Below are 24,276 nucleotides of genomic sequence, written 5' to 3'. Positions count from 1 at the left end.
CAAGATCAGGGTAGGTGTTCGTGCTCCGTGTTCACTCCGGGGACGGAACGTGCACCGGTCAGCACCGGCTCGCCGGAGTGGTCGCCCTTCAGGGCCATCCGGTAGAACGCCCGCAGGTACGTCACCGCGAAGTCACGCTGCGCCTGCGCGGAGGGCCGGCGCGGGTCGGCCGGGCAGGTGGAGTCGTCGCCGTTCGGGAAGTCCGTCGCGTCGGACCACACCGTGTTGAAGTGGTTGTGGTTGCCGGCGACCAGCCGCACCAGGAACGCCGGCTGCTGCGTACGCCCCCGCGCGTTGCGGAAGTAGGCCTCGTCGCCCGAGCCCCAGCAGGTGGCCGAGACGACCGCGAACGGCATGCCCGTCACCAGCACCCCGGAGACGTCCCGATCCGGGCTGACCCCGTCGTCGTCGATGTTGTCGTAGTTGAAGTACCGGGACGCGATCGGCACCACGCCGCGCACCCGCACCCCGGGCGGCCAGTCGCCGCGGTACTTGTCGGACGCGTGCCGCATCACGCCCTCACCGGCGACCGAGTGGCCCAGCGTGCCGACCCGCGTCAGGTCGACGTGCCCGCGCAGCGGCGGCTTCGCGGCGCGGCCGGTGGCCAGGTCGGTGAACCGGCCGGCGAGGTCGCCGCCGCCGGTGCTGGTGAAGCGTTCCCAGAGGGCCAGGTGCTTGTTGATCAGCGCGGCGCGTTGCGGCGAGACGCCCATGAAGTGGTTGATGCCGCCGGCCGCGATCGACACCACCACGAACCCGTCGCGCGCCAGCGCCTCGCCCAGGTAGTCGTAGCCCCGGTAACTGGGGAACTCCGGCACGCCCGCCGGGCACGGCCAGGTGGCGTCGCCCTCCGTCAGCGCGCAGGAACGGTTCTGCCCGTGCAGGAGCAGCACCAGCGGCAGCTTGCCCGCGGGCAGCCGGCTCGGGAACCGCACGACGCCGCGCAGTTCGGCCGCGCCGTCGCTGTCCGGGATCGGGAACGCCGTGTCGCCCAGGTCGTAGGTCAGCGCCGTCACCGCACGCCCGGTGGCCGCCTCGGCGAACGGCGTCACCGCGAAGCCGGCCAGCGCCGCGCAGCCCGCCGCCGCGACCGCGAGGATTCTCTTGGAGAACATCGACGGAACGCTACGGGCCAATATTCAGGATCTTGTTAGGGCGCCCCGGGGGTTCACAGATCGCCGAGCGCCGACACCGGGGACTCCACGCGGTCGGCGACGTGTCTCAGGAAGCCACCGGCCACCCCGCCGTCACACACCCGGTGGTCGAACGCCAGGGTGAGCTGCCCGACCTTGCGCACGGTGAGCGTTCCGTCGACGACCCACGGGCGGTCGATGAGGCGGCCCATGCCGAGGATGGCGACCTCGGGGTGGTTGATGATGGCGGCCGAACCGTCGACGCCGAAGACGCCGTAGTTGTTGACGGTGAACGTGCCGCCGCTCAGGTCGGCGGGGGAGAGGGTGCCCGCCCTGGCCGCGTCCGTGCGGGCGGCCAGCGCGGTCGACAGTTCGCGGGTGGACATCCGGTGCGCGTCGCGGACGACCGGCACCACGAGGCCGCGTTCGGTCTGGGCGGCGAAGCCGAGGTGCACGTGCTCCGGGATGACGATCTCGTCGCCGTCGATGCGGGCGTTGAGTTCGGGGTACCGGCGCAGCCCCACCAGCGCGAACCGGGCCAGCAGCGCCACGACGCTCACGCCCAGCACGGCGCGGGCGGCCAGGAAGTCGGTCGCGTCGACGTCGACCCACACGGTCGCCTCGGGGATCTCCCGCCGCGAGCGGGCCAGCTTCTCGGCCGCCGCGCGCCGCACGCCACGCAACGGGATCCGCCGCTCCCCACCGGGCGTGCCCGCTCCCGGAGCGCCGAGCGCGGGCGAGGGCACAGCGCCGAGCGCGGGCGCCGACGAGCCGCCGAGCGCGGGCGACCCTGACCCACCGAGCGCGGGCGCCTGGGAAACCGAGACGCCGAGCGCGGGCGCCGGGGAAGCGGAGGTGCCGAGCGCGGGCGCCGGTGAGACACCCGCGAGCGCGCCCTCCACGTCGGCGCGGCGGATCAGCCCGTCCGGGCCGGTGCCGGCGACGGTGCGCAGATCCAGCCCGGCGTCGCGGGCCAGCTTGCGCACCAGCGGCGAGATCACCCTGATCGGCCCGCGCGCGGCGGCCGCGTGCGGCCCCGGCAGGACAGCGGCGTGCGCAGCCGCAGCGGCGGCCGGGGACGAGGAGGCGGGCACCCTGCGACGGCCACCCCGGCGGCGCCGTCCACTGTGGACCTCCTCAGTCGTGCCGTAGCCCACAAGGACGTTGCCGCTGGTCTCCACCCCGGGCTCGCGAAGACCCACCCCGGGTTCGGGAGAGGCCGCCACGGCCGGTTCCGACACGCTGATCAGTGGGGATCCCACGCGCAGTACCGTGCCGGGCTGAGCGTGCAACCTGGTGACGGTTCCCTCGAAAGGAACCGGGACCTCGACGGCGGCCTTGGCGGTCTCGACCTCGACCACCGGCTGGTCCACGCGCACTTTGTCACCCACCCGCACCAGCCACGTGAGGACCTCCGCGTCCTCGAGCCCCTCGCCGAGGTCGGGCAGCAGAAAGTCAGGCATTGTCGTCCCACTGCAGGCGGGCGACCGCGTCGAGGATGCGGTCGACGGTGGGCAGGTGGTGCTGCTCCAGTTTCGGTGGGGGATAAGGGATGTCGAGGCCGGCGACCCGCAGGATCGGCGCCTGCAGGTAGTGGAAGCACTGCTCCTGCAGCCGCGCGACGACCTCGGCGCCGTAGCCGGTGAAGCGCGACGCCTCGTGCACCACGACCACGCGGCCGGTGCGCCGCACGGATGCGGTGACGGTCTCGTCGTCGAACGGCGACAGGCTCCGCAGGTCCACCACCTCGACGTCCCAGTCCTCCTCGACGGCGGCCTCGGCGGCCTCCAGCGCGGTGGCGACCGTGCCCCCGTAGGCGATCAGCGTCACGTCGTTGCCGGTGCGCCGCACCACGGCCCGGTCGATGGCCGGCCCGTCGGCCGACAGCACGGCGGTCTCCTTGGCCCAGTAGCGCCGCTTCGGTTCGAGGAAGATGACCGGGTCGGGGCAGGCGATCGCCTGGCGCAGCAGCCGGTACGCGTCGGCGGGCGTGCCCGGCGTGACGACCCGCAGCCCCGGCGTGTGCGTGTAGTACGCCTCGGAGGAGTCGCTGTGGTGCTCGACCCCGCCGATCCCGCCGCCGTAGGGCACGCGCACGACGACCGGCAGCCCGACCCGGCCCCGGGTGCGGTTGCGCAGCTTCGCCAGATGGCTCGTGATCTGCTCGAACGCCGGATATGCGAACGCGTCGAACTGCATCTCCACGACGGGGACGAGCCCGTTCATGGCCATGCCGATGGCGGTGCCGACGATCCCGGACTCGGCCAGCGGCGTGTCGAACACCCGCTCGTCCCCGAACTTCGCGGCCAGCCCGTCGGTGATCCGGAAGACGCCGCCGAGCGCGCCGACGTCCTCGCCGAAGACCAGCACGCGGGGGTCGTCGGAGAGCGCGTCGGCGAGGGCGGCGTTGAGCGCACCCGCCATCGAGACCGGCTCCGTCATGACTCCAACTCCTTCCGCTGCGCCACGAGGGCGGGCGTCGGCGTCGCGTAGACGTGGGCGAAGAGTTCGGCGGGGTCGACCTCGACGTCCCTGTTCATCTCCTCGCGGACGGCCGCCGCTCGTTCCTCCGCCTCGGCGGTGAGCCTTTCGGCGGCCGCGTCGTCCAGGAGTCGCCGGGCCCGCAGGTAGGTTTCCAGGCGGGCGATCGGGTCGCGGCCGAGCCACCGCTGCACCTCGTCCGACGGCCGGTAGCGGGTGGCGTCGTCGGCGTTGGTGTGCGCCTCGATCCGGTACGTGAGCGCCTCGATGAGCGTCGGCCCGTCGCTCGCGATCGCCTGTTTGACAGCCGTGTACACCATCGCGGCGTCGTTCCCGTCGACCAGCATCGAACGCATCCCGTACCCGACGCCCTTGTACGCCAGCGACGGCGCGGCGGTCTGCTTCGACAGCGGAACGCTGATCGCGTAACCGTTGTTCTGCACCAGGAACACGACGGGCGCCTTCCAGACGGCCGCGAAGTTCAGCGCCTCGTGGGTGTCGCCCTCGCTGGTGGCGCCGTCGCCGAGCAGCACCACCGCGACCGTGTCCTCGCCCTTGAGCCGGGCGGCGTGCGCGAGGCCGACGGCGTGCAGGGTGTTCGTGGCGAGCGGGGTGCACTGCGGGGCCACCCGGTGCGCGTGCGGGTCGTAGCCGCAGTGCCACTCGCCGCGCAGCAGCGACAGCACCTCGGCCGGCGGCACGGCGCGCGACACGATCGCCACCGAGTCGCGGTAGGTCGGGAAGAGCCAGTCCTGCTCGCGCATCGCCAGGACGGCGCCGATCTGGCACGCCTCCTGGCCGCGCGAGGACGGGTAGACGGCGAGGCGGCCCTGCTTGGTGAGGGCGGTCGCCTGCGCGTCGAAGCGCCGGCCGACGACCATCCGCCGGTACAGCTCGAGCAGGATCTCGTCGGGCGGCAGGTCACCGCCGAGGGCGTTGCCCTCGGCGTCGATCAGGCCGAGCGGCTCCGCGGTGGGCAGCAGCGCATCGAGTGTGGTCACGGGAGGTCCTTCCGCGCCGGGATGCCTGCGATCCTCGGTCTTTCCTGGCCAGCGGTCCAGGTCACGGTTAGATTCGGAGACAGGTGGTCGCCGGTCGCCCTTTTTCGCGGTCGAACGTCCAGAGCATGGGAGGCGACGAATGGCTCCGCTGGACGAGACGGATCGGCGCATCGTGGAGGCCCTGCGGGCGGACGGCCGCCTGTCGATGCGCACCCTCGCCGCGACCCTGCACATCTCGCGCGCCAACGTCTACGCCCGCGTCCAGCGCCTCGAACGCGACGGCGTCATCACCGGCTACACCGCCACCGTGGACCCGCACCGGCTCGGCCACGGCCTCGCCGCCTACGTCTACGTGAACATCACCCAGCACTCCTGGAAGGAGGTGCGCACCCGCATCCTCGCCATCCCGGAGGTGGAGCACGCGGCGCTGGTGTCGGGCGCGCACGACCTGGTGCTGCTGGTGCGCACGCGGGACGCCGCGTCGCTGCGGGAGCTGGTCCTCGACCGGCTGCAGGGGATGCCGGAGGTCCGTTCCACCGAGACCGAACTCATCTTCGACGAACTGTTGTAGGTTGCGTCGATGGATACCCTGGTGCGCACTCGCCGCGTGCGGATCTTGTCGTGGGCGCAGGCCTTCGTGATCCTCATGGTGCTGATCGGCGGGTTCGGGGTGCTGCTGAGCGCCGCCGCGCGCACCGGCGACTGGGCCGGCCTCGCCGATCCCGGGCTGGAGCGCTACGGCGACCCGAAGGCCTACGTCCCGCCGGTCGGCCCCTCCTCGCTGCTCAACCCGCTGACCTGGGTGTTCGGGCTCAGCATGGTGGGGACGATGCTGTTCGGCCTGCCGCTGGCGGTACTGGGCGCGCTGGTCGGCCTGCCGGCCCTGAAGCCGACCCTGCGCACCGGAGACCGGCGGGCGTCGATCCGGCTCGTGGCCGGCACGGTGGGATGCGCGGCCGTCGCGGTGCTCCTGCTGAGCCCGTACGGCGGGCAGCTGCAGACCTGGCTCCTCGACTGACCACCGCCGGCCCGCGCGGTCCCGCCCACCGCGTCGTCGCCCCTGCTAGATCCGACGTACGACGGGTCGCAACACCTTGATGAGCGGTGCCGTCTCCGCCGTCGCCAGGTTGACCCGACACGCCTCGATGTTGGCGTCCGGGTCGAGCTCCGACCAATCGAGGAGGAAACCGGCCGCGGCGGCGAGCTGCCTCAGAAACGCGCGCGTCGCCCGGCCGTTGCCCTCCCGGAACGCATGCCGGGCGTTGAGTTCGCCGTAGTAGTTGGCGAGGCGCTCCAGAAAGCCCTCGAGGCTGTACCCGATGAGGTGTCCGTCGCGCATCAATTGCGCGAGCACGGAACTCACCTCGTCGTCGACGTATCGCCAGTGGCAGAACATCGATCCCGGTTTGGCGATGTCCACCGTCCGTGACTCGCCCGCCCACTCGTACACGTCACGAAACAGGAACCGGTGGAATGCCTTGTAGTGGGCCAGGTTGTAGTCACCCGGGACGGTCGTGCGGGCGATCTCGACGTCGCGCACGGCGACGATCCGCAACTCCACCGCGGCAAGGCTGCCGGAGTCGCGGATGCCGAGGCGATTTCGCAGGCACGTACTACCGGGCCAGCAGTAGGGATCGGTCACGACTCAGCTCTTGAAGCGCGCGATCTCTTCGGCGACGAGCTCGTCGGCGCTCTTTTCTCCGGAAGCCACGTCCCGCAGCCGCTCCTGCCAGTCCGCGTCGAAGTCTGCACCTTCCAGCGCCGCATTGGACACCGCGTGCGCGACGGCGGTTTCGACGTCGGCGACCTGCCGCGAGTAGAACATCTCGATGATGTCGGTGCGGATCGGCTCGTCGCTACCGGCACTGTCCGGCAACGCCCCGCGAGCGGCCCGCCACGGCAACTCGTTGTGCGTCATGCGGGACAGCTCGACCGGCGTGAAATCGCCGTACCGCGCGACGACCCAGTCGACGGTGGCTACCTCGTCCGCCGCCAATGTCTCCTGGCTGCCCTGCGGCCACGTGGAAATCGAGTACTGACCCCGATGCCGGCGGTACAGCTCCGGCACAACGGGCCCCTGCCGCCACGCCTCGATGGTTTCCGGAAACAGACGGGTGCGATGGTGCGCGAGGTGCCAGCACTGGCAGTAATAGACCAGCTTCTCCAGCTTCATCGCGGTCATCGGACCCAGGCGTTGAAGCACGGCGGCGGCGACATCGTGCACGTTGGACATGGCACCTCCTCCCGTCGAAGAGTAGGACAGCCGCCATGATCGACCGGGCCGGTCTTCGGCGTGTCGCCCGATCCACCGATCCTACCGTGCACAACCCGCGCCGATAGGACGCATGTTCGACCGGCTGGGAGTGGATCGGCGATCTTGACGGGCGGTCGGGTATGTAGGTCAGCGGGCGGAAAAACCCGCATGAGCTACCGCCCGTCAAGATCCACCCCCCGGCTGCGCGAGTGCCGCAACCGACCGGCAACCGGACTGTTTTCGCAGCTCAGAGCGGTTGTGTGGGGTCTTCGGGGGGTGGGCTACCGGGCGGCAACCGGTCGGGTCCCGGGGGCGCTCTCGAGCCTCCGCAATCTTCTCGGCATGCGTACCTCTGCCGCACACCTCGCCGTCAAGTCCCTCGTCGTCGCCGGCACCGCCGCGATCGTCGCCCTGTTCGTGGGCGCCGGCGCCGCACAGGCCGCCCCGGCCGAGGGTGCGATCGCGAACGCCAACGCGGCAGGCGCCATCAAGGACTCCTACATCGTGACGCTGAAGGACGGCGTCACCGGCGGCCGCGCGTTGGCCGCCCGCTTCGGCGCCACGGTCGACACCGAGCTGGCCACCGGCTTCACCGCCACCCTGTCGGAGAAGGCCGCGAAGCGGCTGGCCGCCGATCCGGCCGTCGCCGGTGTCGAGCAGGACCGCCAGGTGGCCCTGACCGCCGCCGCCACCCAGGCCGGCGCCACCTGGGGCCTGGACCGCATCGACCAGCCGAACCTGCCCCTGACCGGCGCCTACACCTACCCGAACACCGCCGCGAACGTGACCGCCTACGTCGTCGACACCGGCGTGCGCCTCAACCACGCGGAGTTCGCCGGCCGCGCCACCAGCGGCTACGACTTCATCGACAAGGACGCCGACGCCGGCGACTGCCAGGGCCACGGCACCCACGTCGCCGGAACCGTCGCCGGCAGCACCTACGGCGTGGCGAAGGCCGCGAAGATCGTCGCCGTGCGGGTGCTGAACTGCCAGGGTTCGGGCTCCTACTCGGCCATCATCGCCGGGGTCGACTGGGTCACCAAGAACGCCAAGAAGCCGGCCGTCGTGAACATGTCCCTCGGCGGCACCACCTCCGCCGCCCTCGACGCGGCCGTCAAGAAGTCGATCGCGGCCGGGATCACCTACGCCGTCGCCGCCGGCAACGAGAACAAGAACGCCTGCACCGTCTCCCCGGCCCGCACCGCCGAGGCGATCACCGTGGGCGCCACCGACAGCGCCGACCGCCGCGCCTCGTTCTCCAACTACGGCTCGTGCGTCGACCTGTTCGCCCCCGGCGTGGGCATCCTCTCCTCGACCAGGAACTCCACCACCTCCACCGGCAAGATGTCCGGCACCTCGATGGCCACCCCGCACGTCGCCGGCGCGATCGCCGTGTACCTGTCGGGCCACCCGACCGCCACCCCGGCCCAGGTGCGCGACGCCCTCGTCAACGGCGCCACCGCCGGGAAGGTGACGGACCCGAAGGGCTCGCCGAACAAGCTGCTCAACATCACCACGTTCTGATCACCCTCCTCCCCGGATGCGCGAGCGTCGGTCACCCCCACGGGTGCCGGCGCTCGCGCCGTTCGGGTGCAAACGGCGTGGAATGAACCGGCCCCGCCGGAGCCGTGGCTAGTGTCGCGTCATGGCGGAACCGGCGTGTTCGAGCACCTCTGACGTCATCCGGGAGATCACCGCGCTCGATCCCGGCGCGACGGTCGAACGGCTCGCCGTCGGCGGCCTGCGCACCCTCGCGCACCTGGTGTCGAGGAGCCGCGGGCGGTGCGGGATCTACGTGCTCGTCTTCGCCGACGGCGAGTACTACGTGGGCCAGGCCGTCGATGTGGTGGTGCGGTTCGCCGCGCATCGCGACACCTACGCCGACATCGTCGAGGTGCTGTTCTGGCGGGTGCCGCGCGCGGAGTTGGACGAGGCCGAACGCGCCCTGATCCGGCGGCTCGAGGACGGCGACCTGCGGCTGCGCCACGTGGTGCACGCCGCCGGCCGGCTGGGCGCGAGCGACTTCGACCACCTCGTCCCACCGGTCGAACAGGAGCGCTGGCTCGCCTCCGCGCCGCCGGTGCACACCGGTGCCGAGGACGGCCGCCCGGACCTCGCCGGACTGGTGCCGGTGCTGCGGCGCTACGTGCTGGGCACCATCCCGTTCCCGCGGCGCACGGAGCTGCACTACTGGACCGTGGGCACCGGACCGGACCTGCTGAGCGTCTCGGTGCACGCGACGGAGACGCTGCGGGTGGGTGCGGCCGACGGGGACGCCGCCCGCACGCCGATCACCGTGCACGTCGACCTGCCCACCGTCATCGCGCGGTGGGGGACCGTCGAGCGGTTCCAGGAGCGGGTGCCGTGGGCCCACGCGTCGCGCGCCGAACACGGGGTGCTGTGCCTGGACGTCGCCGGCGCACCGGCGCTGTCGCGGCTGCTGGACGCCGACGGGGTGGTCGAGGCGGCCCGCCGGCTGCACCTCGACGAGATGCGCAAGGGCCCCGCCCTGAACTGGCGCACCCACTCGCTCGACCTGGCCGATCTTCTGCTGGAGCACGCCGCCGAGGAGGACGTCGCCGAGCCGACCGCCGCCGTCGGGCCGGAACCGCCCGGCGGGACCGACCTGACCGCGCGCGCGATCAACGTGTGGATCAGCCGGGCGTACAACCTGGAGACGGCCGGCGCGCTGCACGAGGCGGAGACGCTGTACCGGCAGGCGGCCGGCGCCGGTTGCACCGAGGCGTGGCTGGACGTGGGGCACGTGCGGGCCGCGAGCGGGGACGTGCCGGGCGCGCAGACGGCGTACCAGCTGGCGATCGAACACGGCCACCGCAGCGGCCTGCTCCCGCTCGGCTCCCTGCACGCCGATCTCGGCGAGCTCGAACGCGCCGAGGAGTGCTACCGCCGCGCGGTCGACGCCGGCGACGACGGCGCGATGGTCACGCTCGGCATGCTGCTGGCCGAACGCGGCGAGACGGCGGCCGCCGAGGCGCTGTACCGGCGCGCGGCCGACGCCGGCAACACCGACGCGATGGGCCTGCTGGGGCTGCGCGAGTGGATCGGCGGGCACACCCGCGAGGCCGCGGACTGGTACCGGCGCGCGATCCGTTCCGGTGACACCGGGGCGCTGGTGGGGCTCGGGGAGCTGACGTTCGAGTCGGGTGACCTGGAGCGCGCCGAGGGGCTCTTCCGTCGGGCCGTCGACGCGGGCCACGTGGACGCGCTGGGCAGCCTCGGCCTGCTGCACGCCCGGCGCGGCGAACTGGAGGAGGCGGAGGAGGACTGCCGGCAGGCCATCGACGGCGGGGTCGACGTCGCGCACGCGCTGTTGGCGGCGCTGCTGCACGAACGCGGCGACACCGGCCAGGCCGCCGACCACCTGCGCATGGCGGTCGAACGCGACGGTGCCGAGGCGATCGGCGACATCGCGGACTTCTTCGCCGAGCACGGCAACGAGCACGCCGCCGGTTTTCTCCGCGACGGCATCCCCGCCTGAGCGAACGCCCCGCCGGCATCCCGGCCGCCCCTGGGTAGCCTTCGGTCATGCTGCTCGTCGACGAGACCCGCGCCGCCCAGAACGGCGACCCGCACGGCTTCGCGCTGCTGTTCGCCCAGCACTACGCGGGCATGCGCGCCGTGGCGCACGGGATCCTCGGCCACGGCCCGGACGCCGAGGACGCCTGCCAGGACGCCGCGGTCGTCGCGCTCACGCGCATCGGCGAGCTGCGCGACCCGGCGGCCGTTCGGCCGTGGCTGCACGCCATCGTGCGCAACACCTGCCGCAACAGCCTCCGCAAGCGGCCCGCCGTCCCGTCCGGCCTGGACTTCGCGGCCCTCGAGGACCCGCACGACGGGCCGGCCGAACGCATCGAGCGCAGCGTCCAGCGGGACTGGATCCGGCACGCCGTGGGCCGGCTGTCGCCGGCCGTGCGCCAGGTGGCGATGCTGCGCTGGTTCACCGAACGCAACTCCTACGAGCAGATCGCCGCACTGTGCGGCATCCCGGTGGGTACCGTGCGCAGTCGACTCAGTGAAGCGCGGCGGCAGCTCACGGATGTTCTCCCGGAAACGGAGAACGACCGGTACGGCTGCGCGGGGGCCCTCGCGAGCGAACGGTACGCGGAGGCCGCGTCGGTCCTTTCCGGGCTCGGCCCGGACCCGACCGTCTACGACCGCTGGGCCGACGACGTGGCCATGGACTGGTCCGGCGGGCGGCGCACGCGCGGCATCGGCGCCCTGCTGGGGGCCGCCGCGCTCGACTACGCCGACGGCGTCACCTACCGGGTGACCGGCGTCGTGGTCGGCCCCGACGTGACCGTCTGGGAGAACGACTTCGTCAACCCGCCCGAGGATCCCGAGCACTGCCCGCCCGCCGCCACGTGGCTGCTGCGCGAGCGGGACGGCCTGGTGCGTGACGTACGCCTCATCTACGCCGACCGAACTTCCACCGACCGGCGCGTGTCCTGAGGGCATGAACCTGCACGATCTCGAACCGCACCTCGCGGCGAACCGCCACTACTGGGCCTCCTGGGACCGGTCCGGCGTCGGTCCCGACTCGGCGCTGCCGATCTACCGCACCGGCATCACCCAACCCCTGTTCAACGGCGTGCTGCGCCTCCGCGACCGGCCGCTCCCGGAGGCGATCGGGGAGGCGAAGCGGCGGCTCGACGGCGCGCGCTGGGCCTGGTGGGTCGCCGCCGACAGCGACCCGGGCACCGCCGAGGGCCTGCTGGCGCACGGCGCCGAGCACCTCACCTACATGTCGATCATGGGCATCGACGTGACGAACGCCGCGCCGTCCGCGCCCTCCGCGCCGCCCGACGACCTGAAGATCCAGCGGGTGGAAGGCCGCGCCCAGACGGAGGAGTTCGTCGCCCTGGTCTCCACCCAGATGGGCTTCACCGGCGATCAGCGGCCCATCGTCGAGCGCGAACTGGAACTGGACGGCCCGGACTTCGTGCGCCTCGCCGGCGTGGTCGACGGCCGCATCGTCGGCGCCTGCCTGCTGTCGCTGCGCACCGACGTCGGAGGGCTGTACAACATCGCCACCGCCCGGGAGCACCGGCGGCGCGGCATCGCGACCACGCTCGTGCTCGAGGCGCTGCGGATCACCCGGGAGTCCGGCCGGCGCCTCGCCACCCTGCAGGCGGGCAGCGAGGGCGAACCCGTGTACCGGAGGGTCGGCTTCGAGACGGTGGGGCGCTACCAACTGTTCCGCCTGCCCTAACGTCGCGGGCCTAGAGTCCGCAGCCGTGACGAATATCGACCGCCGCGCCTTTCTGCAGATGCTCGGTGTGCCGGCGGTCGCCGGTGCCCTGCCCGACCTGGACAGGGCGCTGGCGATCCCGGCGAACAACCGTTCCGGCTCGATCCGCGACGTCGAGCACGTCGTCTTCCTCATGCAGGAGAACCGGTCGTTCGACCACTACTTCGGCACCATGCGTGGCGTGCGCGGCTTCGCCGACCCGCACCCGGTGACGCTCCCGTCCGGGCAGAGCGTGTGGCACCAGGACGGCGTCCTGCCGTTCCGGCCGCCGGTCCGGGATCTGGGGCAGACGTTCCTCCCGGACCCGCCGCACGGCTGGAACGACACGCACGCCGCGTGGAACGACGGCAACCACGACCGCTGGGTGCCGAACAAGGGCGTCACGACGATGACCCACCACACGCGTCGCGACCTGCCGTACCACTTCGCGCTGGCCGACGCGTTCACCGTCTGCGACAACTACTTCTGCTCGCTGCTCGGCCCGACCGACCCCAACCGGTACCACATGTGGAGCGGCTGGGTCGGCAACGACGGCACCGGCGGCGGCCCGGTCATCACCAACGCCGAGGCCGGCTACGACTGGTCCACCTACCCCGAACGCCTCGAACGCGCCGGCATCCCCTGGAAGATCTACCAGGACGTGGGCCTCGGCCTGACGGCACAGGGCTCCTGGGGCTGGACGCGGGACCCGTTCATCGGCAACTACGGCGACAACTCGCTGCTCTACTTCCATCAGTACCGGAACGCCGTCGCCGGTCAGCCGCTCGCCGACCGCGCGAAGACCGGCACCGAGGTGAACACGCAGGGCCGCGCCCCGGAACGGCTGCTCGCCGATTTCCGCGCCGACGTGGCCGCCGGCAGACTCCCCGCGGTCTCGTGGATCGTCGCGCCGGAGGCCTACACCGAGCACCCGAACTGGGAGCCCGGCTACGGCGCCTGGTATCTGTCGCAGGTCGTCGACATCCTCGCGTCGAACCCGGCGGTGTGGAGCCGGATGGCGCTGTTCGTCACGTACGACGAGGAGGGCGGCTTCTTCGACCATCTGGTGCCGCCGACCCCGCCGCGCTCGCGCGCCCAGGGCCTGTCCACAGTGGACACCACGGACGAGATCTTCCCCGGTGACGCCGCGCACTCCGCCGGGCCGTACGGTCTGGGTGTTCGGGTGCCGATGATCGTCGTCTCGCCGTGGACCCGGGGCGGCTACGTCAACTCGCAGGTGTTCGACCACACGTCGCTGATCCGCTTCCTGGAGGCGCGGTTCGCCACCGGGCGGCCGGACCTCGTCGAGTCGAACATCACCCCGTGGCGCCGCGCCGTCGTCGGCGACCTGACGAGCGCGTTCGACTTCCGCACCCCCAACCGGGCGCATCCGGTGCGGCTGCCCGACACCGACGACCTGAAACCCGCCGACCTGACCCGCCGGCCCGACGAGGTGCCCGTTCCGCCGGCCGACCCGCGGCTGCCCGCACAGGAGAAGGGCGTCCGGCCCGCCCGCGCGCTCCCGTACACGCTGCACGCCGACGGCGCGTTCACCCTGGAACTGGCCAACTCCGGAACGGCCGCCGCGGTCTTCCACGTCCGTTCCGCCGGGCCGCCGCGCACCTACACCGTCGAGCCGGGCAGGCGCCTGCGCGACACCTTCGACGGGGACCTCTCCGTCTACGGCCCGAACGGCTTCCACCGCCGGTTCGTGTCCCGCGCGACGATCGAGGTGCGGGCCCGCTACGAGCGCCGCGACGTGGTCCTGGAGATCCGCAACCGCAGCGGGAAGCGCGTCGAGGTGTCCATTGTGGACCGTTACACGTCGCGGACCACCCGCGTCCCGCTGCGCCCCGGCGGGACCCGCACCGAACGCTTCTCCACGGCCCGGGTGAAGGGCTGGTACGACCTGACGCTGACGGCCGCCGACGAGCTGTTCCGCTACGCGGGGCACCTGGAGGACGGCGCGGAGAGCATCAGCGACCCCGCCATGGGGGGACTGGTCTAGGGCCTAGCCGAGGGCGGTGACCACGACCGCCAGTGCGCAGAAGGCGAACGCCAGGGTTCCCAGCACGCCGAAGATGATCCGCTTGAGTCGGCCGGGCGCGTTCGCGCGCCCGGCCATGAAGGCTTCCATCGACCTCTCCTCCCCGTCGGGTAACCGGTCTCCGTCGAGGATGTCCGGTCGGGCCGGCGACGCGACAGGTCGGCGGCAGGCTGAATCAACCTCTTCAGCATTGCCGGAATCCGGCAACACGAAACGTGCCGCCGCGATCACAGTGGGCCGCGGCGGCACGATTTCGTCGCCCGGGATCAGCCGCCGTCGCGGACCCAGTAGTTGCCCTTGACGATCTGGAAGTCCGGCCGCGCAAGCAGGTTCGGCGCGCAGCCCGGGTCGGTGGCGAGCCCCTTCGAGAAGTTCAGCCGGTCGGGCGCCTCGGTCGCGCCGCCGTTGCCGTTGTCCTCGACCCCGATGACGATGAACGTGCCCTTGTTCCAGTTGTTCGTCGTCTTGCGCGGGCCGCCGGACAGCGCCACCCGGCCGGTGACGTAGGCGACGTTGCTCTCCACGGCGACGCAGGTGATCGAACCGATGGCGTACGTGCCGTCCGGGTAGGTGATGGTGTACGCGCCGAGGTCGCCGATCCGGGTGCCGGTGGCGCCGAGGTAAGCGGTCGGCGTACCGAACTGGCCGAGCGTGCCCGTGCCGATGACCGCGTCGTATGGGGAGGCGGACGAGGGGGAGGGCGTCGTGTCGGCCGCGTGACCGGCAGTAGCCGGAGCCGCCATCAGGAACGCCGCGGCGCAGGCCGCTACCGTCAGAGCTTTACGCATGCAGAGGTTTTATCGCAGGTCAGTGCCGCTGCCCACGGGTCGGACGGCCGGAAGCCGACCCCGGCCGCCCGACGATCAGACGCTCACTGAGCGTGATGCTGCGATGAGGCGATCCATCAGCGCGTCGAACTTCTCGTCGACGACCTGCCGGGCCGAGTCCGCGAGGTACCACTCGACGATCTCCCGCGCCCCCTGCTCGAACGGGATCGTCGCCACGAAGTCCGGCACGACCGAGCGCAGCTTGCTGTTGTCCAGGACGGTCGAGTGCGCCTTGTCGCCGAGCAGCTTCTCGCCCCACTCGGGGTCGGCCGCGGCGATGGCGTCCGACGTCACGTGCACGATGCGCGGCTCGACCCGCAGGACGGCGGCGAAGGTGCGGGCGATCTGGTCCCAGGTGAGCGCCTCGTCGGAGGTGATGTGGAACGCCTCACCGAGCGTGCGCCCGTGTCCGAGCAGGGGCACGAACCCCTTCGCGAAGTCGTCCTGGTGCGTGATCGTCCACAGCGAGGTGCCGTCGCCGTGCACGATGACCTCGCGGCCCTGGCGCAGCCGGTCGAGCCACGTCCAGCGCCCCTGGAACGGGATGCGGGTCCGGTCGTAGGTGTGCGACGGGCGCACGATCGTCACCGGGAAGCCGTCCTCCCGGTAGGCCCGCGTCAGCAGGTCCTCACACGCGATCTTGTCCCGCGAGTACTGCCAGAACGGGTTGCGCAGCGGCGTCGACTCGGTGATCGGCAGCCGCGCCACCGGCTTCTGGTAGGCCGAGGCGGAGCTGATGAAGACGTACTGCCCGGTGCGCCCGCGGAACAGGTCGACGTCGGCCCGGACGTGTTCCGGGGTGAACGCCACGAACTCGACGACGGCGTCGAACTCCCGGTCGCCCAGCGCCGCGCGGGCCGACGCGGCGTCGCGGATGTCGCCCCGCAGCGCGGTGGCGCCCGGGACGGCCGAGCCGCTGCGGTTGAGCACGGACAGCTCGATGCCGCGCTCCAGCGCCAGCCGGGCACACGCCGAGGAGATGACTCCGGTACCGCCGATGAACAGAACCCGCATGGCCCCCACGTTAGGGCATGCCTCGCGGATCATGCCGGCCACCGCCGGGCCCGGAGGCTCGCCCTGATCCACGAGGCACGCCCTAAGCCACGGCGCTGCGGTACGTGTCGGCGAGGCGGTCCATGACGGCGTCGAGGCGTTCGTCGGCGACCTGCCGGGCCGGATCGGCGAGGTGCCAGGCGACGATCTCCCGCGCCCCGCGCTCGAACGGAATCGTCGCCACGTAGTCGGGCACCACCGAGCGCAGCTTGCTGTTGTCGAAGATCATCGAGTGGGCCTTGTCGCCGAGCAGCCCGGCGCCCCACTCCGGGTCGGCCGCGGCGACGGCGTCCGAGGGCACGTGCACGATCCGGGGTTCGACCCCCAGCGCCGCGGCGAGCGCGTGGGCGATCTGGTTCCACGTGAGCACGTCGTCGGAGGTGATGTGGAACGCCTCGCCGAGCGTGCGCCCGTGCCCGAGCAGCGGCACGAAGCCCTTCGCGAAGTCGTCGTGATGCGTGAGCGTCCACAGCGAGGTGCCGTCGCCGTGCACGATGATCTCCTTGCCGGCGCGCATCCGCCCGAGCACGGTCCAGCCGCCGTCGAACGGCACCAGCGTCGGCCCGTACGTGTGCGACGGGCGCACGATCGTCGCCGGGAAGCCGTCCTCCCGGTAGGCGCGCGTCAGCAGGTCCTCACACGCGATCTTGTTTCGCGAGTACTGCCAGAACGGGTTGCGCAGCGGCGTCGACTCGACGACCGGGATCCGGGCCGGCGGCGTCTGGTAGGCCGAGGCGGAGCTGATGAAGACGTACTGCCCGGTGCGCCCGCGGAACAGGTCGACGTCGGTCCGCACGTGCTCCGGGGTGAACGCCACCCAGTCGACGACGGCGTCGAACTCCAGGTCGCCCAGCGCCTCCTTGACCGAGGCGGGGTCGCGGATGTCGCCCCGCAGCACGGTGGCGCCCTCGACCGGGGACGCACTTCTCTTCAGCAGATACAGGTCGATGCCGCGCGCGACGGCGAGCCGCGTGCACGCCGTGGAGATGATGCCCGTGCCGCCGATGAACAGAACCCGCATGCCCCCACGCTATGCCATCGCGGTGTGCGGCCGCCGGGCGACGAGCAGCACGTGCGTCACCGGCCACTCCATCGGCCGGCCGTCGAGATGTTCCAGCGCCGCCACGGGGGCCAGCCGGTTGGCCACGATCCAGTCGTTGCGGGTGCCGGTGGAGGCCGGTTCGAGCACGAAGCCGACGTCGCCCAGCAGCGCCTTCCAGTCCGCGAACTCCAGCCCGCAGAACTGTTCCCGCGTCTCGGAGAGCCAGTTCTCCACGTAGTCCTTGCGGGTCAGGTAGTCCATCGCGGCGCCGAGCGGCAGCGTCACCGAGCCGTCGTCGTGCGCCTCGTAGGCGAACGGGAACGCGAAGTCGACCGCGAACTGGTCCAGCCGGGCCCGCGTGGACAGGCCGGCAACGTACTCGCCGGCGGCCGCGGGACCGAGGCGGGCGAGGTCGTCGCGGGGGCGTTCCGGGTTGCGCCCGTCGCTGTCCGCGAGCCGCAGCCGCACCGGCACGTCGCGCCCGTCCGGGCCGCAGACATCGCTGTTGATCCAGATTCCGCCGGGAACGGTGTGCGCGTAGATCGCCTCGGCGAAACGACGCAGGGACTTCCACTGCTCGCCGTAGGACCAGATCTCGTGCGTCAGCGCGAACGTGAGCGTCGTGTCGACCGACCGGGGCCGGAAGACCGCGCCGCCCAGCACGTTGCGGCGGTAGAAGAAGACGTTCGGGTTGGCGAAGGCACCCTGCGCCTTCTTGTGCACGCACTCCTCGTACAGGTGCCGGGCGACCTCGACCCCGATCAGGTCGCTCTCGCGCAGGGTCGGCTCGCGGTCGGCCAGTTCGAGCACGGCACCGGCGCCGCAGCCGATGTCGACGATGCGCCCCGGCCGCACGTGCCCGCGCACCAGCTCCCACTTGCGCGCGGCGCTGCCCGCGAACGCCTCCACGTAGGTGCGGTAGTCCCGGGTGGCCGTCAGACCGCCCTCGTCGCCGACGACCGGGTCGTTCACCACCGAACGCACCGTCTCCGTCAGCCCGTACCGGTCGAACACGTCCACCGTCGCCGGGTGCGCCAGGACACGCCACGTCTCGTCGCCGTCGGCGAGGCGGAGCAGGACGTCCCATGGACGTTCGACCGGATGCTCCTGATCGGCCTCGACTCCGACGAGGGGGAAGCCGAGCGCGGCATAGAGCGCGGCGACCTCGGGGGTCGAACACGCGACCACCGTGTCCGCCGGCGTCAGCTCCAGCCCGGTGGCGACCGCGATCGTCTTCACCGTCACCTCGGCGAACCGCTCCGTCGGCGCGGTGTCGAAGACCGGCACCACGACGGAGCGCAACCCGGTCATGACGCTGAACCGCTCGATCGCGGCCTCCCGCCGGTGATAGGGCACCGGATTACGCCGAGTGTTCTCGTGGTTCGCCGACGTCACCGCCCAGACGACTGTGCTGTCACTGTTCGCCAGACCCGCCAGGTACTCCGCTTGGAACCGGGTCAGCACATGGTGCCGACCGGGGAATAGCACGTGTCGCATCACCTGCATTAATACCCGCTCCGGGCGGGCCGTGTACGGTCGACGGGTTTGTACCTGCCCGGCACCGGCTCCGCGGTGGGACGCGGAGGAGGCGAGTTGGCAGGCAAGACGGCCGAGCAGTTGCTGCACGAGTTCCGCGGCAACTCCGCCGCCGACGTCACGATGTCGCTGCTGCGGTCCCGGCACGCGCTGCTCAACACCGCGCTGATGGCCGCCCACCTGGGTGACGGCCAGGTCGTCGACGGGCAGACGCTGGCCGCGCTCATCGACGCCGACCTGCCGGCCCTGCTGCGCGGCTACGTCTGGGACGACGAGTCGGAAGAGGCCGTCCCGGACGCCGACTACCTGCTGAACCGGTGGACCCGCCGGGGCTGGCTGCACCGCACCGTCGACCCCGAGACGCGGGTCGAGCGTTACCAGCTGTCCACCGGTGCGCACCAGGCGGTGCGGCAGATGCGCAACCTCCAGCGGCACAGCTCGCTCGCCACCGAGTCGGCGCTGACCATGCTCATGGACGAGATCCGCCAGATCGCCACCGACGCGGATCCCGACCCGCGGGCCCGGCGCGACGCCATCGACGACCGGATCGCCGCACTCGTCGCGCAGCGCGACGCGCTCGACCGCGGCGAACTGCCCACCGTCAGCAACCGCGAACTCGTCGACCGGCTCACCGCCGTGGTGCAACTGGTCGAGCGCATCCCCGCCGACGTGGCCCGCTACGGCGAACTCATGCACGACAACGCGGCGACGCTGCTGCGGCAGAGCCTCACCGACGACCCGGCCGAGTTCGCCGACTCGTTGCAGCGCATGTTCGACGGGCACGACGTCATCGCCGAATCGGCGGAGGGGCAGGCGTTCCGGGCGTTCGCGACGGTCATCGCGCGGCCCTCCCAGCGCACCCGCCTGGAGGCCGACATCGCCGCCGTCGTCGAACGCCTCGACCCGCTGCCCGGGCACCTCGCCGAGGCGCTCGAGGGCTTCATCGACGCGGTGTGGCAACGGGTGCAGGAGGTCGAGGAGATCCGGGCGGTGGCGTTCCGGCGGATCAGCACGTTCGTGCGCGGCGGGGACGTGCTGCACTACCGGAGCATGCGGCTGCGGATCAGCGAGGCGCAGGCGGCCGCGGCGGAGGCGTTCGGGAAGCTGCACGGCGGGCGGGACATCGGGTTCGTGTTGCCGACCGGCGGGGTCGAGGTCGCCTCGGTCGGGCGGCTGCGGCTGCACCCCGGAACGGCGTCGCTGCCGGACCCGCTCGCGTCCTCCGCCGACGACGACTTCGCGGTCGACGTGGCGGCCGCGGCCGGGACGGAGTCGATCGACTGGGCCGCCCTGCGGACGGCGGTCAACGCCTCGTTGCGGGACGGTCCCGCCACGCTCGCGGACGTGTTGCTGCGCCTGCCTTCCGCGCGGACCGGAGACGTGCTCGCGTTGTGGTCGCTGGCTTCCCGCTACGGCGAGGTCGACCCGGGCGCGGTCGAGACCGTCGGCGTGCGCACGCGTACCGGCGGGCGTGCGCTGACCGTGCCGCGGCTGGTGTTCGGCGCGCCGATCCCCGACGTCGGCAAGCCGCACCGGCCCGCGACGGGTGGCAATCTGTTGGAGGAGTTGCACGATGTCCGAACTCTTTGAGGAGCCCACGCCCACCGGGCCGGCGCTGGATCCGGCGGCGCTGTTCGCGGACTCCGACGGTTCGGCCGTGGGCGGTGTGCTCGCCGAGGCGCCGCGGCCGCGCTTCGACGGGGACACCGGCCGGCTGCCCGCCGAGGTCTGCTGGACCCTCCAGGAACTCGTCGCCGCGCCGCACATCAGCGACAAGTCCCGCCGCCACTGGGCCGTTGTGACGCAGTACGAGGAGATCCTGCGCAGCCGCCTCTCCGAACTCGGCCTCATCCTGGAGATCAACCGTGAGCACGGGCACGCGTTCACCCGGCAGGCGGACGACCCCGGGCCGATGAGCCGGACCGTGCTGCGGGCGCGCACGCTCAGCCTCGCCGCGAGCGCGCTGACGCTGTACCTGCTCCAGCAGTACCTGCTCGCGCCGGACGATCCGGTCGTCGACACGGCCGACATGTTGGACCACATGCTCGCGTACAAGCGACCCGGCGACACGGACGAGGCGGCGTTCCACAAGAAGGTCCTGACCGCGATCCGGTCGCTGGACGACGCCGCGATCATCAAGCCGATCAAGGGCACTTCCCGTTACGTCGTCTACGGCGTCATCACCTCGCTGTTGACGCCCGAGCAGGTGGATTCGCTGCGGGAACGCTATCTGGCGGTCGCGCGCGGCGAGGCGCCCGAGAGCGGGGTGGACGACGATGAGTGAGCGCACCTTGCGCCTCGGCCAGTTCCGGCTCACCCGCCTGCAGGTGGTCAACTGGGGCGCCTTCTGCGGGTACAAGGACGTTGCGGTGGACGAGCGTGGGCTGCTGCTCACCGGGCGCTCCGGCTCGGGGAAGTCCTCGCTCATGGACGCGCACTCCACGGTGCTGCTGCCCACGACCGACCAGCGGTTCAACGCCTCCGCCGACCTGACCGCGCGCGGCGCCAAGCAGAGCACCCGTTCCGTCGCGGACTACGTGCGCGGCGCCTGGTCGGAGAACCGCGACGAGAACGACCAGGCCCACGTGCGGTACCTGCGCGGCGGAAAGCCGACCTGGTCCGCGATCGGTGCCACGTACGACAACGGGCTCGGTTCGGTCACCACGGCGGTGGTCGTGAAGTGGTTCGCCGGCACGGAGACCGACGGCGCCTCGCTGAAATCCATGTACCAGCTGCACGACGGGCAGTTCTCGGTGCAGCTGCTGGAGGAGTGGGCGGCGCGGCGCTTCGACAGCCGGTGGTTCAAGGCGACCTACCCGGCGGAGTATCCCGTCACGCAGGCGGCGTACCTGCGGGACCTCGCGCGGCGGGTGGGGCTCGGCGCGTCGCGCACGGCCGTGTCGTTGCTGGGCAAGGCGAAGGCGCTCAAGAACGTGGGCGACCTGAACATGTTCATCCGCGACAACATGCTCGACCGGCCGGTGACCTTCGACGCGGCGGCGCGCATGGTCGCCGCGTTCACGCCGCTCAACGAGGCCTACGAGACCGCCGAACGGGCACACCGGCAGGAGCGGGTGCTGAAGGACGTTCCCGGGCTGTGGAAGCGGTTCAGCGAGTCGCGGGAGTCCACCGATCGAGCCCGTTCCCTGCTGGGGGAACCGGCGGAGACGTACCTGCGCGGCGTGCGCCTGCGCGCGGTCGAGGCCGAGATCGAACGGATCGACCGCCGGTTGGAGGCCCTGGACGAGACGCTGGGCGCGCACAACGACCTGCGGGACCGGGCGTTCGCGGCGTACACCGCCCTGGAGGCGCAGTGGCGCCAGGACGCCCGGCACCTGCACGACCTGGAGATGCAGCACCGGCTGGCCACCGCCGAACACGGGCCGGTGCAGGCGGCGTACCGCGCCTTCAGCGCGATCGTGACGCGGCTGCGACGCCCGGTTCCCACGGACCTCGCTTCCTTCTCCGCCCTGCGCGAGGCGCTGCCTGCCATCCGCGCCGAGGCACTTTCGGCAGAGGCGTCCCTTCGGGCCGACGGGCACGCCGTTCTCGACGCGATGGCCGACGCGCGCCGTGCGCACAAGGAGAAGAGGGCCGAACTGACGGCCCTGCAGTCCGCGCGCACCCTCATCCCCGCGCGGGACCAGGCACGCCGGCAGGCGATCGCGGACGGGGCCGGCATCGCCGTCGCCGACCTGCCCTACGCGGCCGAGCTGATCGACATCGCCGACGACGAGGAACGCTGGCGCCCCGCCGCCGAGCGGGTGTTGCGCGGGTTCGGACTGCGTCTTCTCGTTCCCCGCAAACACGCCGACGCGGTCCGGAACTACATCGACCACCACCGCATCAAGGGCGTGGTCGACTACAGCGTTGTGGGATCAACCGCCGATCCGAGCCGGGCGGTGGACGGCACGCTGGCCGCGAAGCTCGTCGTCGACGACACGCATCCCTTCTCCGAGTGGCTCCGGGCGGAGCTGGCGCGCCGATTCGACCACGCCTGCGTGGAGAACGCCGAGGAGTTGGACCGGCACCGCATCGGCGTGACCCTGCGCGGCACCGTCAAGCTGCCCGGCAACCACTACCGCAAGGACGACCGCGACGAGACCGCCAACCCGGCGAACTACATTCTCGGCGCCGACACCGGCACCAAACGCGACGCGCTCCAGTCCGAGGTCGACGCGTTGCACCGGGCCGAACGCGAGGCCACCGCGGCGGCGGACAACCATCAGTCCCGCCTGCGCGCGGCGCAGGAGAGCCTCGCGGCGGCCGGCGAACTGGACGCCTACCCGTCGTGGGCCGCGATCGACCGGTGGGCCTCCGGCGGCCGCATCCGCGAACTCGACGAGCGCATCGCCGCCGTGCGCACGGACAACCGCAACCTGCTGGACCTGGAGCAGCAGCGGGTCGACGCGGAGCGCCGCTACAAGGACGCCGAGGAGGCGTGCGCCGCGACGCGCAACGAGATCAGGCAGCTGACCGACCGGATGCCGGTGCTCGTGGACCTGCAGAAGGAACTGGGCGACCAACTGCATCGCCTGGCGGATGACGGCGATCGGGTGTTCCTGGACGACGTCCTGGCGGCCACCGGCGTGCCGGTCTCACCCGACACGTTCGCGTTGGTGGAGAACGCGTTGCGCCGCGAACTGGTCGCGCGCCGCGATGCCGCCGACAGCGAACGCCGCGTCGCGCAGACCCGCCTCGAGGCCGCGATGCGCGCGTTCATCGAGCAGTGGCGCGACGCCGCCCCGGACACCAGCGCCGACGCCGAACGCAGCGGCGCCGACTTCGCCGCGCTCTACGAGGACATCGCCGAGCGGCGCCTCCCCGAGGCGATGAACCGCTTCCAGCAAATGATCGCCGAGGACATGGTGCCCTCGATCAGTGTGCTGCAGCGCGAGATCGAGAACGCCTCGACGGAGATCCGCAAGCGCGTCGCCATGGTGAACGAGGGCCTCACGCGGGTCGAGTTCAACACCGGTACGCGGCTGCAGATCGCGCACCGGTCGGTCGCCTCCTCGTCCTCCTCGTCCTCCTCCGCCTCCTCTGCCTCCGGCTCCTCCGACGACGCTCGCTCGTTCCGCGCAGCCGTCGACGCCCTGCTGCGCCACGCCCCGAACGCCCGCCGCGACGCCGAGGCCTCCCGGGCGCAGTTCAAGCGGGTGCGTGCGCTGATGGCCCGCTTCACGGCCGACACGGCGGAGGCCAGGCAATGGCGCGAGAACGTCCTGGACGTGCGCAACAGCTTCACGTTCTACGGGCGGGAGGAGTTGATCGCGGACGGCTCGACGGTGGCGACGTTCAGCAACACCTCCGCGAACTCCGGCGGCGAGCAGGAGAAGCTCGTGGCGTTCTGCCTGGCGGCGGCGCTCAGCTACAACCTGGCCGACGGGGACGGGGTGCCGGCGTTCGCGCCGTTGATGCTCGACGAGGCGTTCAGCAAGTCCGACGAGACGTTCGCGGCGCAGGCGCTGGGAGTGTTCCACGAGTTCGGGTTCCAGCTGCTGATCGCGGCGCCGATCCGGATGGCGGGCATCGTCGAACCGTTCATCGGTCAGGCGGTGCTGGTCGACAAGCGCGTCCTGCCCGACGGCCCACGGTCGGCGGCGGCGTCGGCCACCTTCGGCGAACTGGCCACGCGCGCGGCCGCGTAGCTC

Annotated in this window: 21 protein-coding genes; 10 read left to right on the top strand and 11 right to left on the bottom strand. The window is 71.9% G+C overall.

The window, feature by feature from the left end; genetic code table 11:
• Positions 1-5: 5 nt before the first annotated feature.
• The 4 genes from Val02_RS26335 to Val02_RS26320 are packed head-to-tail and all read right to left on the bottom strand — an operon-like array spanning position 6 to position 4,675.
• On the bottom strand, positions 6-1,115 hold the full coding sequence (locus tag Val02_RS26335; RefSeq protein WP_203901893.1) for an alpha/beta hydrolase: 1,110 nt from the start codon (positions 1,113-1,115) through the stop codon (positions 6-8).
• A gap of 53 nt (positions 1,116-1,168) precedes the next feature.
• On the bottom strand, positions 1,169-2,596 hold the full coding sequence (locus Val02_RS26330; RefSeq protein WP_203901892.1) for a dihydrolipoamide acetyltransferase family protein: 1,428 nt from the start codon (positions 2,594-2,596) through the stop codon (positions 1,169-1,171).
• Positions 2,589-3,575 (bottom strand): alpha-ketoacid dehydrogenase subunit beta, encoded by a 987-nt coding sequence (locus tag Val02_RS26325; RefSeq protein WP_203901891.1) that lies wholly within the window; start codon positions 3,573-3,575, stop codon positions 2,589-2,591. The genes Val02_RS26330 and Val02_RS26325 overlap by 8 nt, the downstream gene beginning before the upstream one ends.
• Positions 3,572-4,675: a thiamine pyrophosphate-dependent dehydrogenase E1 component subunit alpha gene (locus Val02_RS26320; protein ID WP_373317948.1), complete on the bottom strand. Its 1,104-nt coding sequence runs from the start codon at positions 4,673-4,675 to the stop codon at positions 3,572-3,574. The genes Val02_RS26325 and Val02_RS26320 overlap by 4 nt, the downstream gene beginning before the upstream one ends.
• Before the next feature lie 79 nt (positions 4,676-4,754).
• On the opposite strand from Val02_RS26320, the gene Val02_RS26315 reads away from it, so the two are divergent.
• Together Val02_RS26315 and Val02_RS26310 are read left to right on the top strand one after the other, a co-directional pair.
• Entirely contained in the window at positions 4,755-5,186 is a 432-nt protein-coding gene (locus Val02_RS26315; RefSeq protein WP_203901889.1) for an Lrp/AsnC family transcriptional regulator, read from the top strand.
• Between the two features lie 9 nt (positions 5,187-5,195).
• Positions 5,196-5,633, top strand: coding sequence for a hypothetical protein (locus Val02_RS26310; RefSeq protein WP_203901888.1), 438 nt, complete (start codon positions 5,196-5,198; stop codon positions 5,631-5,633).
• A 45-nt stretch (positions 5,634-5,678) separates the two neighbouring features.
• Here the strand turns inward: Val02_RS26310 and Val02_RS26305 are convergent, their stop codons facing one another.
• Both Val02_RS26305 and Val02_RS26300 read right to left on the bottom strand, forming a co-directional pair.
• Positions 5,679-6,176, bottom strand: a complete 498-nt coding sequence (locus Val02_RS26305; RefSeq protein ID WP_203901887.1) for a Fic/DOC family protein — start codon at positions 6,174-6,176, stop codon at positions 5,679-5,681.
• An 84-nt stretch (positions 6,177-6,260) separates the two neighbouring features.
• On the bottom strand, positions 6,261-6,848 hold the full coding sequence (locus tag Val02_RS26300; RefSeq protein ID WP_203901886.1) for a type II toxin-antitoxin system antitoxin SocA domain-containing protein: 588 nt from the start codon (positions 6,846-6,848) through the stop codon (positions 6,261-6,263).
• Between the two features lie 363 nt (positions 6,849-7,211).
• Between Val02_RS26300 and Val02_RS26295 the strand changes: the two genes are divergently transcribed.
• The 5 genes from Val02_RS26295 to Val02_RS26275 all read left to right on the top strand — a co-directional run bounded on the left by Val02_RS26295 (position 7,212) and on the right by Val02_RS26275 (position 14,125).
• Positions 7,212-8,393, top strand: a complete 1,182-nt coding sequence (locus Val02_RS26295) for a S8 family peptidase (protein ID WP_203901885.1) — start codon at positions 7,212-7,214, stop codon at positions 8,391-8,393.
• A 121-nt stretch (positions 8,394-8,514) separates the two neighbouring features.
• Positions 8,515-10,368, top strand: a complete 1,854-nt coding sequence (locus Val02_RS26290; protein ID WP_203901884.1) for a tetratricopeptide repeat protein — start codon at positions 8,515-8,517, stop codon at positions 10,366-10,368.
• A 47-nt stretch (positions 10,369-10,415) separates the two neighbouring features.
• Positions 10,416-11,339, top strand: coding sequence for an RNA polymerase sigma factor (locus tag Val02_RS26285; RefSeq protein ID WP_203901883.1), 924 nt, complete (start codon positions 10,416-10,418; stop codon positions 11,337-11,339).
• Positions 11,340-11,343: 4 nt separating this feature from the next.
• Entirely contained in the window at positions 11,344-12,099 is a 756-nt protein-coding gene (locus tag Val02_RS26280) for a GNAT family N-acetyltransferase (protein ID WP_203901882.1), read from the top strand.
• Positions 12,100-12,124: 25 nt separating this feature from the next.
• Positions 12,125-14,125, top strand: a complete 2,001-nt coding sequence (locus tag Val02_RS26275; RefSeq protein ID WP_203901881.1) for a phosphocholine-specific phospholipase C — start codon at positions 12,125-12,127, stop codon at positions 14,123-14,125.
• A 3-nt stretch (positions 14,126-14,128) separates the two neighbouring features.
• On the opposite strand, the gene Val02_RS48280 is transcribed toward Val02_RS26275, so the two are convergent.
• From Val02_RS48280 to Val02_RS26255, 5 genes are all read right to left on the bottom strand, one after another.
• A complete protein-coding gene (locus tag Val02_RS48280) occupies positions 14,129-14,254 on the bottom strand; it encodes a hypothetical protein (protein ID WP_275415612.1) in 126 nt (41 codons plus the stop codon).
• A 176-nt stretch (positions 14,255-14,430) separates the two neighbouring features.
• Complete coding sequence (locus tag Val02_RS26270) at positions 14,431-14,952, bottom strand: hypothetical protein (RefSeq protein WP_203901880.1); 522 nt, start codon at positions 14,950-14,952, stop codon at positions 14,431-14,433.
• Between the two features lie 75 nt (positions 14,953-15,027).
• Positions 15,028-16,005 carry an SDR family oxidoreductase gene (locus tag Val02_RS26265; protein WP_203901879.1) on the bottom strand — a complete coding sequence of 326 codons (978 nt, stop codon included), beginning with the start codon at positions 16,003-16,005 and terminating at the stop codon, positions 15,028-15,030.
• An 82-nt stretch (positions 16,006-16,087) separates the two neighbouring features.
• Positions 16,088-17,065, bottom strand: coding sequence for an SDR family oxidoreductase (locus tag Val02_RS26260; protein ID WP_203901878.1), 978 nt, complete (start codon positions 17,063-17,065; stop codon positions 16,088-16,090).
• A 9-nt stretch (positions 17,066-17,074) separates the two neighbouring features.
• Positions 17,075-18,583 carry a class I SAM-dependent methyltransferase gene (locus tag Val02_RS26255; RefSeq protein WP_239153334.1) on the bottom strand — a complete coding sequence of 503 codons (1,509 nt, stop codon included), beginning with the start codon at positions 18,581-18,583 and terminating at the stop codon, positions 17,075-17,077.
• Positions 18,584-18,679: 96 nt separating this feature from the next.
• Between Val02_RS26255 and Val02_RS26250 the strand changes: the two genes are divergently transcribed.
• From Val02_RS26250 to Val02_RS26240, 3 genes are read left to right on the top strand one after another with little or no spacing between them, the layout of a single operon-like run.
• Complete coding sequence (locus Val02_RS26250; protein ID WP_203901876.1) at positions 18,680-20,212, top strand: DUF3375 family protein; 1,533 nt, start codon at positions 18,680-18,682, stop codon at positions 20,210-20,212.
• Complete coding sequence (locus Val02_RS26245; protein ID WP_203901875.1) at positions 20,196-20,906, top strand: DUF4194 domain-containing protein; 711 nt, start codon at positions 20,196-20,198, stop codon at positions 20,904-20,906. Before Val02_RS26250 ends, Val02_RS26245 begins: the two co-directional genes overlap by 17 nt.
• A complete protein-coding gene (locus tag Val02_RS26240; protein ID WP_203901874.1) occupies positions 20,899-24,273 on the top strand; it encodes an ATP-binding protein in 3,375 nt (1,124 codons plus the stop codon). Before Val02_RS26245 ends, Val02_RS26240 begins: the two co-directional genes overlap by 8 nt.
• Positions 24,274-24,276: the final 3 nt, after the last annotated feature.

Origin of the sequence: Virgisporangium aliadipatigenens, assembly GCF_016863615.1 — a bacterium.
GTDB classification, from domain to species: domain Bacteria; phylum Actinomycetota; class Actinomycetes; order Mycobacteriales; family Micromonosporaceae; genus Virgisporangium; species Virgisporangium aliadipatigenens.
This window is presented reverse-complemented; position numbering and strand designations above follow the sequence as displayed.

What these genes read in the sequence shown, in the direction of transcription:
- Val02_RS26295 (WP_203901885.1), top strand. Translation starts at nt 7,212, where the DNA reads ATGCGTACCTCTGCCGCACACCTCGCCGTCAAGTCCCTCGTCGTCGCC.
- Val02_RS26280 (WP_203901882.1), top strand. Translation starts at nt 11,344, where the DNA reads ATGAACCTGCACGATCTCGAACCGCACCTCGCGGCGAACCGCCACTAC.
- Val02_RS26315 (WP_203901889.1), top strand. Translation starts at nt 4,755, where the DNA reads ATGGCTCCGCTGGACGAGACGGATCGGCGCATCGTGGAGGCCCTGCGG.
- Val02_RS26255 (WP_239153334.1), bottom strand. Translation starts at nt 18,583, where the DNA reads ATGCGACACGTGCTATTCCCCGGTCGGCACCATGTGCTGACCCGGTTC.
- Val02_RS26325 (WP_203901891.1), bottom strand. Translation starts at nt 3,575, where the DNA reads ATGACGGAGCCGGTCTCGATGGCGGGTGCGCTCAACGCCGCCCTCGCC.
- Val02_RS26270 (WP_203901880.1), bottom strand. Translation starts at nt 14,952, where the DNA reads ATGCGTAAAGCTCTGACGGTAGCGGCCTGCGCCGCGGCGTTCCTGATG.
- Val02_RS26265 (WP_203901879.1), bottom strand. Translation starts at nt 16,005, where the DNA reads ATGCGGGTTCTGTTCATCGGCGGTACCGGAGTCATCTCCTCGGCGTGT.
- Val02_RS26300 (WP_203901886.1), bottom strand. Translation starts at nt 6,848, where the DNA reads ATGTCCAACGTGCACGATGTCGCCGCCGCCGTGCTTCAACGCCTGGGT.
- Val02_RS48280 (WP_275415612.1), bottom strand. Translation starts at nt 14,254, where the DNA reads ATGGAAGCCTTCATGGCCGGGCGCGCGAACGCGCCCGGCCGACTCAAG.
- Val02_RS26310 (WP_203901888.1), top strand. Translation starts at nt 5,196, where the DNA reads ATGGATACCCTGGTGCGCACTCGCCGCGTGCGGATCTTGTCGTGGGCG.
- Val02_RS26240 (WP_203901874.1), top strand. Translation starts at nt 20,899, where the DNA reads ATGAGTGAGCGCACCTTGCGCCTCGGCCAGTTCCGGCTCACCCGCCTG.
- Val02_RS26330 (WP_203901892.1), bottom strand. Translation starts at nt 2,596, where the DNA reads ATGCCTGACTTTCTGCTGCCCGACCTCGGCGAGGGGCTCGAGGACGCG.
- Val02_RS26290 (WP_203901884.1), top strand. Translation starts at nt 8,515, where the DNA reads ATGGCGGAACCGGCGTGTTCGAGCACCTCTGACGTCATCCGGGAGATC.
- Val02_RS26285 (WP_203901883.1), top strand. Translation starts at nt 10,416, where the DNA reads ATGCTGCTCGTCGACGAGACCCGCGCCGCCCAGAACGGCGACCCGCAC.
- Val02_RS26335 (WP_203901893.1), bottom strand. Translation starts at nt 1,115, where the DNA reads ATGTTCTCCAAGAGAATCCTCGCGGTCGCGGCGGCGGGCTGCGCGGCG.
- Val02_RS26245 (WP_203901875.1), top strand. Translation starts at nt 20,196, where the DNA reads ATGTCCGAACTCTTTGAGGAGCCCACGCCCACCGGGCCGGCGCTGGAT.
- Val02_RS26260 (WP_203901878.1), bottom strand. Translation starts at nt 17,065, where the DNA reads ATGCGGGTTCTGTTCATCGGCGGCACGGGCATCATCTCCACGGCGTGC.